Annotated in this window: 12 protein-coding genes; 6 read left to right on the forward strand and 6 right to left on the reverse strand. The window is 70.1% G+C overall.

The window, feature by feature from the left end; translation table 11 throughout:
• Positions 1-57: 57 nt before the first annotated feature.
• Genes ACIQNU_RS37525 through ACIQNU_RS37540 form a run of 4 tightly spaced genes read left to right on the forward strand, consistent with a single transcriptional unit; the run spans position 58 to position 5,618 of the window.
• The gene (locus tag ACIQNU_RS37525; RefSeq protein WP_401375246.1) at positions 58-1,584 is read left to right on the forward strand and encodes a GMC family oxidoreductase; all 1,527 of its coding nucleotides are present in this window, start codon (positions 58-60) and stop codon (positions 1,582-1,584) included.
• Positions 1,548-2,705, forward strand: coding sequence for a betaine/proline/choline family ABC transporter ATP-binding protein (locus tag ACIQNU_RS37530; protein WP_401375248.1), 1,158 nt, complete (start codon positions 1,548-1,550; stop codon positions 2,703-2,705). The genes ACIQNU_RS37525 and ACIQNU_RS37530 overlap by 37 nt, the downstream gene beginning before the upstream one ends.
• Positions 2,705-4,657 carry an ABC transporter permease gene (locus ACIQNU_RS37535; RefSeq protein ID WP_401375250.1) on the forward strand — a complete coding sequence of 651 codons (1,953 nt, stop codon included), beginning with the start codon at positions 2,705-2,707 and terminating at the stop codon, positions 4,655-4,657. Before ACIQNU_RS37530 ends, ACIQNU_RS37535 begins: the two co-directional genes overlap by 1 nt.
• 1 nt (position 4,658) lies before the next feature.
• Positions 4,659-5,618 carry an ABC transporter substrate-binding protein gene (locus ACIQNU_RS37540; RefSeq protein WP_401375253.1) on the forward strand — a complete coding sequence of 320 codons (960 nt, stop codon included), beginning with the start codon at positions 4,659-4,661 and terminating at the stop codon, positions 5,616-5,618.
• Positions 5,619-5,660: 42 nt separating this feature from the next.
• Here ACIQNU_RS37540 and ACIQNU_RS37545 read toward each other — a convergent pair whose 3' ends face one another.
• On the reverse strand, positions 5,661-6,182 hold the full coding sequence (locus ACIQNU_RS37545; RefSeq protein ID WP_401375255.1) for a carboxymuconolactone decarboxylase family protein: 522 nt from the start codon (positions 6,180-6,182) through the stop codon (positions 5,661-5,663).
• A 47-nt stretch (positions 6,183-6,229) separates the two neighbouring features.
• On the opposite strand from ACIQNU_RS37545, the gene ACIQNU_RS37550 reads away from it, so the two are divergent.
• Positions 6,230-7,654, forward strand: a complete 1,425-nt coding sequence (locus ACIQNU_RS37550; protein ID WP_401375257.1) for a PLP-dependent aminotransferase family protein — start codon at positions 6,230-6,232, stop codon at positions 7,652-7,654.
• 57 nt (positions 7,655-7,711) lie between these two features.
• Here the strand turns inward: ACIQNU_RS37550 and ACIQNU_RS37555 are convergent, their stop codons facing one another.
• Together ACIQNU_RS37555 and ACIQNU_RS37560 are read right to left on the reverse strand one after the other, a co-directional pair.
• A complete protein-coding gene (locus tag ACIQNU_RS37555) occupies positions 7,712-7,915 on the reverse strand; it encodes a hypothetical protein (protein ID WP_401375260.1) in 204 nt (67 codons plus the stop codon).
• Positions 7,912-8,232: a hypothetical protein gene (locus tag ACIQNU_RS37560; protein WP_401375262.1), complete on the reverse strand. Its 321-nt coding sequence runs from the start codon at positions 8,230-8,232 to the stop codon at positions 7,912-7,914. Before ACIQNU_RS37560 ends, ACIQNU_RS37555 begins: the two co-directional genes overlap by 4 nt.
• Positions 8,233-8,405: 173 nt before the next feature.
• Between ACIQNU_RS37560 and ACIQNU_RS37565 the strand changes: the two genes are divergently transcribed.
• Positions 8,406-8,684 (forward strand): GntR family transcriptional regulator, encoded by a 279-nt coding sequence (locus ACIQNU_RS37565; protein ID WP_401375265.1) that lies wholly within the window; start codon positions 8,406-8,408, stop codon positions 8,682-8,684.
• Here ACIQNU_RS37565 and ACIQNU_RS37570 read toward each other — a convergent pair.
• The 3 genes from ACIQNU_RS37570 to ACIQNU_RS37580 all read right to left on the reverse strand — a co-directional run bounded on the left by ACIQNU_RS37570 (position 8,681) and on the right by ACIQNU_RS37580 (position 10,242).
• Positions 8,681-9,091 (reverse strand): hypothetical protein, encoded by a 411-nt coding sequence (locus tag ACIQNU_RS37570; RefSeq protein WP_401375266.1) that lies wholly within the window; start codon positions 9,089-9,091, stop codon positions 8,681-8,683. The genes ACIQNU_RS37565 and ACIQNU_RS37570 overlap by 4 nt on opposite strands.
• Before the next feature lie 72 nt (positions 9,092-9,163).
• On the reverse strand, positions 9,164-9,730 hold the full coding sequence (locus ACIQNU_RS37575; RefSeq protein ID WP_401375269.1) for a GNAT family N-acetyltransferase: 567 nt from the start codon (positions 9,728-9,730) through the stop codon (positions 9,164-9,166).
• Positions 9,727-10,242, reverse strand: coding sequence for a lasso peptide biosynthesis B2 protein (locus tag ACIQNU_RS37580; RefSeq protein ID WP_401375290.1), 516 nt, complete (start codon positions 10,240-10,242; stop codon positions 9,727-9,729). Before ACIQNU_RS37580 ends, ACIQNU_RS37575 begins: the two co-directional genes overlap by 4 nt.
• Positions 10,243-10,623 lie beyond the last annotated feature (381 nt).

Below are 10,623 nucleotides of genomic sequence, written 5' to 3' on the forward strand. Positions count from 1 at the left end.
AACACACAAAAGACAACGGCAACCAACCCCGCCCCGCCGTAAATCCAGGAGCCCCCCATGCCCCACCCCACATACGACTACGTAGTCATCGGCGGCGGCACCGCCGGTTCCGTCATCACCTCCCGCCTCACCGAAACCCCCGACACCACCGTCGCCCTCATAGAAGCCGGCCCCACCGACATCGACCGCGAAGACGTCCTCACCCTCCGCCGCTGGATGACCCTCCTCGGCGGCGACCTGGACTACGACTACCCCACCACCGAACAACCTCGCGGCAATTCCCACATCCGCCACAGCAGGGCCCGCGTCCTCGGCGGCTGCTCCTCGCACAACACCCTCATCGCCTTCAAACCGCTGCCGTCCGACTGGGACGAATGGGAGGCGGCCGGTGCGCGCGGCTGGGGCGCGGTGCCGATGGAGGCGTACTTCGCCCGGCTGCTCAACCACATCGTGCCGGTGGACGAAAAGGACCGGAACGCCATCGCCCGGGACTTCGTGGACGCCGCCCAGGCCGCCACCGGAGTACCCCGGGTGGAGGGGTTCAACAAGAAACCCTTCTCCGAAGGCGTCGGCTTCTTCGACCTCGCCTATCACCCCGAGAACAACAAACGCTCCAGCGCCTCCGTCGCGTATCTCCACCCCTTCCTCGACCGCCCCAATCTGCACCTGATGTTGGAGACCTGGGCGTACAGACTGGAGATTGAGGGCACCCGCGCCACGGGAGTGCGGGTGCGGACCAAGGACGGCGATGACATTCTCGTACAGGCCCGCAAGGAGGTGATCCTCTGCGCCGGCGCCGTCGACTCACCCCGCCTGCTCCTCCACTCCGGCATCGGCCCCCGCCACGACCTCGACCACCTAGGCATTCCCGTCGTACACGACCTGCCGGGTGTCGGTGAGAATCTGCTCGATCACCCCGAGTCGGTCATCGTCTGGGAGACCGAAGGGCCCATTCCCGAGAATTCCGCGATGGACAGCGACGCGGGACTTTTCGTCCGCCGTGATCCCGAACACGCCGGGCCCGATCTGATGTTCCACTTCTATCAGATACCGTTCACCGACAATCCGGAGCGCATCGGCTACGAACGCCCCCCGCACGGCGTATCGATGACCCCCAATATCCCCAAGCCCCGTTCCCGTGGGCGGCTCTACCTCACCAGCGCCGATCCCGCCGAGAAACCGGCCCTCGACTTCCGTTACTTCACGGACGAGGACGACTACGACGGGCGCACCCTGGTCGACGGCATCCGGATCGCCCGGCGTATCGCCCAGACGGAACCGCTCGCCGGGTGGCTCAAGCGGGAGGTGTGTCCCGGACCCGAGATCACCGGGGACGAGGAGTTGAGCGCCTACGCCCGCCAAGTCGCGCACACCGTCTACCATCCGGCCGGAACCTGCCGTATGGGTGACAGGAACGACGAACTCGCCGTCGTGGACCCGGAGTTGAGGATCAGGGGTCTCGACGGCATCCGGATCGCGGACGCGTCCGTGTTTCCGGCCATGCCCGCGGTGAATCCGATGATCGGGGTGTTGATGGTGGGCGAGAAATGCGCGGAAATGCTGGCAGTCGGGGGCGCGCGGTGAAGGCTGCCGGTGAGGAGGGCGGCGAGGGAGGCGGCGAGGGAGGCGCCGCCACCCCCGTATTCGCCGTCGACCGGCTCTGGAAAGTCTTCGGACCCAAGGCCGAACGGGTGCCCCACGACCCGGAGTTGGCCACTCTGGAACCCGCCGACCTGAGATCCCGTACCGGCTGCACCGCCGCCGTCCGCGACGTCTCCTTCGACGTGCGCAAGGGCGAGGTCTTCGTCGTCATGGGCCTGTCCGGGTCCGGCAAATCGACGCTCGTACGGTGTCTGACCCGCCTCGTCGAGCCGACCTCCGGCGCGATCTCCATCGACGGCGAGGACGTACTCGCCATGGACCGGACGCGGCTGCGTGCGCTGCGGCGGCACCGGGCCGCCATGGTCTTCCAGCACTTCGGGCTGCTGCCGCACCGGTCCGTCCTCGACAACATCGCGTACGGCCTGGAGATCCAGGGCGTGGGGCGCGCCGAGCGGCGGGCTCGGGCCGCCGAGGTCGTCACCAAGGTGGGCCTGGAGGGCATGGAACAGCGGCGCCCCGCACAGCTCTCCGGCGGCCAGCAGCAGCGTGTCGGACTCGGACGGGCGCTCGCCGTCGACCCCGAAGTGCTCCTGTTCGACGAGCCGTTCAGCGCGCTCGACCCGCTGATCCGCCGTGACATGCAGGAAGAGGTCGCGCGGCTGCACCGGGACGAGGGCCGCACCATGGTCTTCATCACCCACGATCTGAGTGAGGCGCTGCGCCTCGGCGACCGGATCGCGCTGATGCGGGACGGCCGGGTCGTCCAGCTCGGTACGCCCGAGGAGATCGTCGGCTCACCCGCCGACGACTACGTCCGCGACTTCGTACGGGACGTGCCGCGCCAGTCGGTTCTGACGGTCCGTACCGCGATGCGGCCGGCCGTCGGCGACGAGGCCGCGCGAGGGGCCGCCGTGGCACCCGGGGCGACGGTGGCGGAGGCGATCGAGGCGGTGTCCCGTACGGGGGCCGCCGCGCGGGTGATGGACGGGCCGAGGTGTGTGGGCGTGGTCGACCACGAGCGGCTGCTGCGGGTGGTCGCGGGGGTCGACGCGCGGGTCGCCGGGGTCGACGAGGGCGGCGGCCTGCGCCGTGAGGGCGTCTGATGGCGGTCGTCGGGGCACCCGGCACGCGGCGGCGCACGCCCCGCTTCGAAGCGGTCACCAGAAACCGGTCCCTGGGAAAGCTGCTGCTGCTCGCGATCGGCGCCGCCCTCCTCGTACCCGTCGCCCATTCCCTCTGGAACAGCGGGAGTTGGCCCGCCGTCCTCACCGTCGACCTGTCCGAGCCACTCGGCGAGGCCAGCGACTGGATCATCGACCACCGCGACAGCCACCCTCTCTTCCTCTACTTCTTCGGGCACGTGTCGCACCTCGTCACGCTCGCCGTGCGCGCCGTCTACCTCGTACTCCTCGCCGCCGGCTGGGCCGGTGTCACCGCCGCCGCCGCGCTGATCGCCTGGCGGGTCGCCGGGGTGCGGCTCGCGATCGGGACCGCGCTCGCCTTCCTCGCGTGCGGGCTGCTCGGGATGTGGGTGCCGACCATGCAGACCCTCGCGCTGATGGCGGTAGCCGTGCTGGTGTCCGTCGCCGTCGGGCTCGTCCTCGGGCTCGCGGGCGGGCTCAGTGACCGTACGTACCGTGCGCTGCGGCCCGTACTCGACACCATGCAGGTGCTGCCCGCCTTCGCGTATCTGCTGCCCGTCGTCCTCGTCTTCGGGATCGGCGTCCCGGCCGCCGTCCTCGCCACCGTCGTCTACGCGGCGCCGCCCATGGCCCGCCTCACCGCGCTCGGGCTGCGCGGCGCCGACCAGGGCGTCATGGAAGCCGTCACCTCGCTCGGCACCACCGCGCGGCAGCGCCTGCTCACCGCACGGCTGCCGCTCGCCCGGGGCGAACTCCTCCTCGGCCTCAACCAGACGATCATGATGGCTCTTTCGATGGCCGTCATCGCCTCCGTGATCGGCGCGGGCGGCCTCGGCGACCGCGTCTACCAGGCGCTCGCGTCGGTCGATGTCGGCGCCGCGCTCGCCGCCGGCATTCCCATCGTGCTGCTCGCCGTCGTACTGGACCGGACGACCGGGGCGGCGGGCGCGCGGATCGGTACGGGGGCGCCCCGGTGGGGTGCGTGGGGGGCCGCCGCCGTGGCCACCCTGGCCGTCGCGCTCGCCGCGCGGTTCGCGGACCGGCTCGAATGGCCCGCCTCCTGGGACGTGGACATCGCCGCGCCCGTCAACCGCGCCGTCGAATGGATGACCGACCACCTCTACTCCGGAGTGCCGTACGTGGGCGGTACGGCGGACTGGGCGGGACGGTTCACGACATGGGTGCTCGATCCGCTGCGGGACGGGCTGCACGCCTTGCCCTGGTGGTCCGTCCTGCTGATCGTCGCCGCGCTCGCCTGGCTGATCGGCACGTGGCGCACCGCGCTCACCGCCGTCCTCGCGATGGCCGCGATCGGGGTGCTCGGGGTGTGGAAGCCGTCCCTCGACACGTTGTCGCAGGTGCTCGCGGCGGTCGCCGTCACCCTGGTCATCGGGTTCGGGGTGGGGATCGCGGCGGCGCGGAGCGTGCGCGTGGAACGGTTGCTCCGGCCGGTACTGGACGTCTTCCAGACGATGCCGCAGTTCGTATATCTGATCCCCGTCGTCGCGCTGTTCGGCGTCGGCAGGGCGCCCGCCGTCGCGGCGGCCGTCGTGTACGCGCTGCCCGCCGTCGTCCGGATCACCACACAGGGGCTGCGGCAGGTCGATCCGGCGGCGCTGGAGTCGGCGCGGTCGCTCGGGGCAAGCACAGGGCAGCAACTCCGTCAGGTGCAGATCCCGTTGGCGCGCCCCGCCCTGCTGCTCGCCGTCAACCAGGGGGTCGTCCTCGTGCTCGCCGTCGTCATCATCGGAGGTCTGGTGGGTGGCGGCGCCCTCGGCTACGACGTCGTGTTCGGCCTCGCGCAGGGCGACTTGGCGACCGGTCTGGTGGCCGGTGCCGCGATCGTGTGCCTGGGGCTGATGCTCGACCGGGTGACACAGCCGACGGAACGCCGAGCGGGGAAGGGGGCCTGACATGCGCGTACGGGTGAGCGGTGTTGTATTGGCCGCGATGGCACTGGTGGCCGCGTCCGGATGCGGGGCCGCCGACATGACGAAGGAGGCGTCGCCGTTCGCGGGCGCCCAGGGCGCGAAGACGGTGACGCTGTCCGTGCAGTCGTGGGTGGGCGCGCAGGCGAACGTCGCCGTCACGCAGTACCTGCTCGAACACGAACTCGGCTACCGCGTCGACACCGTCCAGGTCGACGAGGTGCCAGCGTGGGACGCGCTCAGCCAGGGCCGCGTCGACGCGATCCTGGAGGACTGGGGCCACCCCGAGCAGGAACAGCGGTACGTCCAGGACAAGAAGACCATCGTCGGCGCAGGCGACCTCGGCGTCACCGGACACATCGGATGGTTCGTCCCGACGTACTTCGCCAAGGAGCACCCGGACGTCACGGACTGGAAGAACCTCAACACGTACGCGGACCGGTTCCGCACGCCGGAGAGCGGCGGCAAGGGACAACTCCTCGACGGCTCCCCGTCGTACGTCACCAACGACAAGGCGCTCGTGAAGAACCTGGACCTCGACTACCAGGTCGTGTTCTCGGGCTCGGAGGCGGCGCAGATCACGCAGATCAAACAGTTCGCGAAGGAACGGAAGCCCTTCCTCACGTACTGGTACACACCGCAGTGGCTGTTCGAGAAGGTCCCGATGACGGAGGTGAAGCTCCCGGCGTACAAGGAGGGCTGCGACGCCGACCCCGAGACGGTGGCCTGCGCGTACCCGGAGACCCCGCTGCAGAAGTACCTCAACGCCGACTTCGCCCGGTCGGGCGGCGAAGCGGCGGCCCTCCTGAAGAACTTCCACTGGACGACGCAGGACCAGAACGAGGTGTCCCTCCTGATCGCCGACCGGAAACTCAGCCCGGAGGAGGCGGCGGAGAGGTGGGTGGGCGCGCACGAGGAGAGGTGGCGGGGGTGGCTGGACGGGTAGTGGTACGGGTCACTTGTGGTCGCCGTGTCACTTGTAGTCGGGTTATTTGTGGTCGCCCGCGCGGTAGTGGCCGGGGACGTTGCGGCAGGTCACGCCGAAGCGGTTCCAGGCGTTGATGACCGTGATCGACGCGATCAGGGCCGCCAGCTCCGGCTCGTCGAAGTGCTTCGCCGCCGTGTCCCAGACCTCGTCCGGGACGAAGCCGTCGGTGAGGACCGTGACCGCCTCGGTCAGCTCGATCGCCGCCAGCTCGCGCTCGGTGTAGAAGTGGCGGGACTCCTCCCAGGCGCTGAGCTGGATGATCCGCTCGACGCTCTCACCGGCGGCGATGGCGTCCTTCGTGTGCATGTCGAGGCAGAAGGCGCAGTGGTTGAGCTGCGAGGCGCGGATCTTGACCAGTTCGAGGATCACCGGGTCGAGACCCTTCCGGGACGCGGCGTCCAGACGGACCATCGCCTTGAAGACCTCGGGGGCGTGCTGGGCCCAGGCCAGGCGGGGGGTGTGCTCGGGGGCGTACCGCGTGTCGTAGTTCGTGGTTTCCGTGTGCGTGCTTTCCGTCGTCATGCTGTCGAGCCTAGGCGCGGGGTCGCCCAGGGGTATGGTCCATTTCCATGGAGGAATCTTGGGCCACTTCTGAGGTCGCTCCCGAGGCCACTTCCGAGGCCATTTCCGGAGTGGACCTGCATCTGGAGACCCGCGGGGCCGGGGTGCGCAGAGGGCTGACGGACGCGCTGCGGGACGCCGTGCGCGGCGGGCGGCTGGCGCCCGGGACCCGGCTGCCGTCGTCCCGTACGCTCGCCGCCGACCTGGGCATCGCCCGTAACACCGTCGCCGACGCGTACGCGGATCTCGTCGCCGAGGGATGGCTCACCGCCCGGCAGGGCTCCGGCACCCGCGTCGCCGAACGCCCCATCCCGAACCCCGAGACCCCGGCCCGCCGCCGCCCCGCCGACTCCGGCCCCGCCTACGACTTCACGCCCGGCACCCCCGACCTCGCGTCGTTCCCGCGCGCCGCCTGGCTCAAGGCGGCCCGCCGCGCCCTGACCGCCGCCCCGAACGAGGCCCTCGGCTACGGCGACGCGCGCGGACGCATCGAGCTGCGGACCGCGCTCGCCGGATATCTCGCCCGCGCCCGGGGCGTACGGGCCGACCCGGACCGGATCTTCGTCTGCGCGGGCTTCCTCGAAGGGCTCGCCCTGCTCGGCAAGGTGCTGCGCCGACGCGGCGTACGGGACGTGGCCGTGGAGTCGTACGGACTCGACTTCCACTGGAATGTCCTGGGCGAGGCGGGTCTGCGTACGAGGGCGTTGCCCTTCGATCAACTCGGCACCGATACACGGGAGTTGGCGGATATGGCCCCGGGTGCGGTGCTGCTCACGCCGGCGCATCAGTTCCCGATGGGGATGCCGCTGCGGCCCGACCGGCGGGCGGCGGTGGTCGAGTGGGCGCGGCGGAGCGGCGGGCTGATCCTGGAGGACGACTACGACGGCGAATTCCGCTACGACCGCCAGTCCGTCGGGTCGCTGCAAGGTCTCGACCCGGACCGGGTCGTGTACCTCGGCACGGCCTCCAAATCCCTCGCGCCCGGCCTGCGGCTCGGCTGGATGGTGCTGCCGGCGCGGCTGGCGGCCGAGGTCGCGGAGGCCCGGGTCGTACGGCCGTCCGGGGCCCTCGATCAACTGACGCTAGCGGAGTTCATCGCCTCCGGGGCGTACGACCGGCATGTACGGGCGATGCGGCTGCGGTACCGGAGGCGACGGGATCTGCTGGTCGCGGCGCTGGCGGAGCGCGCGCCGGAGGTCCGGGTGTCGGGGATCGCGGCCGGGTTGCACGCGGTGCTGGAGCTTCCGGCCGGTACGGAGGGGACGGTGGTGCGGGCCGCGGCCTGGCAGGGGCTCGCGGTGCACGGGTTGGGGAGGTACCGGCATCCCGGGGCGGCGGGGGAGTCGCCGGACGCGCTGGTGATCGGTTACGGGACTCCGTCGGACAGTCGGTGGTCGGGTGCCGTTGATGCTTTGGTGGGAGTCCTTCCCTGAGCGTGGTAGGGCATCAACGGCGGGTCCGGCCGGGGTTGTTGGCGGTCTGCGGGTGCGCTAGCGGGCGTCGTCCAGTTCGTCCTCGGGGGTCGGGCCCGCCCCCTGCTTCATTGCGTGCTGGGGGCAGGCGTAGAGGGTGGTTCCGGGGCCGCTGTCGCTGTGGATCCAGCGGACTGCCACGGGGGCATTGGTGAGGGTGCGGCACTCGACGCACAGGGCGACCGTCACGGCGGGTTCGCTGGTCAGTCCGTCGCGCGTCACGCTGCCACCCGCTCTCGCACTACGACACTGCTGAGAGGCATGGTCGGAAAGTCGTAGTCGAGACCGAGGTCGGCGAACTCGGCGGCGTAGACGCGTTCGCGCTGTAGCTCGGGCAGCTCTTGCGTGCGCTCGTCCCGGAAGACGGCGCGCACTTCTTGAGCGGAGGGGGCGGTCCACGGGCGGGACCAGGGTGAGGCGGGGGTGAGGGCGGGCTCGGGGGTTTGTGCGGCGAGGTATTCGGCGCTGTGGCGTCCGGGCGGGCGGGGGATGAGGACGGAGAGCACCCGTACGAGGGTGCGGGCGATAGCATCGCGCATGTCGTTTCAGCTCCTTGGAAGCTGGTTCGGCGAGCCCCGATGGACCGGTCCTAAGCGGTCTGTCGGGGCGCTTTCATGTCTGACGGTAGGGCAACCTGTATAGGTCCGTCTAGTTATGTTTAACCCTGTCTAGGGTGCGCTCGCGGAGTGGCGCGTTGTCTACGCTTCGGCCCATGGCAGCGCGCGAAATCGACCCCCGAGCCCCGGAGCCCCCGTACCGGCAGATTGCTGCTGATCTGATCGGGGAGATTGAGCGAGGCGAGTTGGCCCCGGGGCGGCCCCTTCCGTCCGAGAAAGAGCTGACGGAGCGGTACGGGGTCGCGCGCAATACCGCACGGTCCGCCCTCGCGGTTCTTCGGGATCAGGGGCTCATCTATACGGTGACGGGCCGAGGGTCCTACGTGGCCGAGCCGGGTGAGGCAGTCGTCGAGGACGGCGCCCAGGACGACTAGTCAGGCTTCCTGCCCAGCCGCTTGATCAACTGCGCCCACTCGGTGTGAACCCTGCGGCGCAGCGCTTCGGTCTCCGGGTCGAACAGGTCCCACGAGTGCTCGCGGGCGTGATCCCGGTAGAGCTTGCACGCGTCGCCGTCCGGGCCGCCCGGGGTCTCGCACCAGGCCAGGGACTCGAACCGCATGGTGTGGCCCGCGTTCCAGTGGACCCACAGCGGTGGTGCTGCGCTGTCGGGCCAGTCCCACACGTGGTCGGAGTGTTCACCCTCATGCCAGAGCCCGAGTTCGCAGCGGGCGAGCGAGGGCGCGCGTTCGAGATCGTTGCCGTAGACGTGCCCTTGCCCGGCGAGGATCGCGAAGACCAGGAAGCCGGGGTGTACATCGGCGGTGGCTTTGCATTGACGCATGCGTGGTCCTACGGGGAAGGGTGAAAGAGCCCCGCCCGCACATGGACGAGCGGGGCCGCGAGGGGCAGCGAGTCAGCTACCGAGAGCGGCAGCTACGGCGGACTTTCCGGGGAAGTCCTCGGGCACGGCGTCCATGAGCAGCTCGTCAACGGGTTCGCCGAGCCAGAACCCCGAACGGCGGAGCCGACCAGCGGGACGAAACCCCGCCTTCTCGTAGGCGCGGGCTCCGGCCTTGTTGGGCTCAAGCACCTTGAGCCACACCACCCGCAGATGTGCAAGGTGGAACGCCCAATCCAGCGTGAGCCGCGTTGCCTCGCTCGCGTGCCCCTTCCCGCGTTCCTCGGGGGCGAGGACCATGACGAACTCGGCCGTGCGCACGTAGGTATTGACTTCCAGGATCGTCATTCCCACGGGCGTACTGTCGTCCAGCCGGACCAGCTCGAATTGCTGGAAGCGCTCGTTCCCGCGCTGCCGCTCGTACCCGGCGGCGCGAACTTCCCACGCCTGCGCCCACTGGTTCCCGTACCCCGTGATCGTTGCGGGGTCGTTCTCCCACTTGTGGTACTCGGGCAGCATGTCCGCGCGGGGCATGGCGAGGGCGAGCGTTTCGCCGCTCAAGAGGATGTGTGGATCACTCACGGTCGTACCTTCCTGGTGGCCCGTGCCGAGCCGGGGCCGTCTGGTGTGTAGGTGGGGGTGTACAGGACGGTGTCTGCCGGTTCCTCGACCGGGGCCCCGTCCGGGCCGGTTATCCACGCGTGCAGCCGTACGGGGTCGAGAGCTACCCCGTGTCGCCACTCTGCGCGGCGTCGGACGACCGTCAGCACGAGTGCGGCAGCCGTTGAGTTTTCCAGGCACGCCCAGCGCATCGGCAAGAGCTGTGCGGCCCAGCGAACGGCGCGGACAGCGTAGCGAGCCTGAGCGGCCGTAGCCGGGGGAAAGTCGCGCCCCCAGCACGCGAGGCGGACGAGCCGAGAGAACCGGTTCCGGCGACGGCCGGCGGCCCACGCTGCGGCGGTGGCGAGGACGACCGGCACGGCGACGATCCGCCACCGCATCGGAATGGGGGCAGGCTCGGGCGGAGCCGCAGACTGTTCGACGGTTCCCCACGTCAGCACAGTTTCGGGAAGGTCAACGACCTTCGCACCCATGGCGGTTACCTCGTTGGACGTGGGGCGTAGCTCGGTCGTCCCCGTGTCGTAATCAATCACGACGGACGCGTGAGAGGCACGGGCGACCACGGTGTTGGTTCGGCTCACCGCGCACCCGCCGGGGTCGGTGCGGTCTGCGTCCACTCGGTCCCGGGCGTGCGTTCGACCGCCTCTAGCCACGCTTCGGCAGCAAGGGCGGACAGCAGCGGGGGCCAAATCGTCTCCGCCCCGAGGGCAGCCGCGTGAACCGTCGCGCGCAACGGCACCGGGTTGACGAGCCCGAGGGCCGCTAGACGAGTCATTCCTATGTGATCAGTGGTCGTAGGCGATCAAGGATCGTGTGACCGGCTGGCCGGTCTTGTGGTTGTGCCAGATCGCGGC

The organism is Streptomyces sp. NPDC091292, assembly GCF_044757265.1.
Taxonomy (GTDB): domain Bacteria; phylum Actinomycetota; class Actinomycetes; order Streptomycetales; family Streptomycetaceae; genus Streptomyces.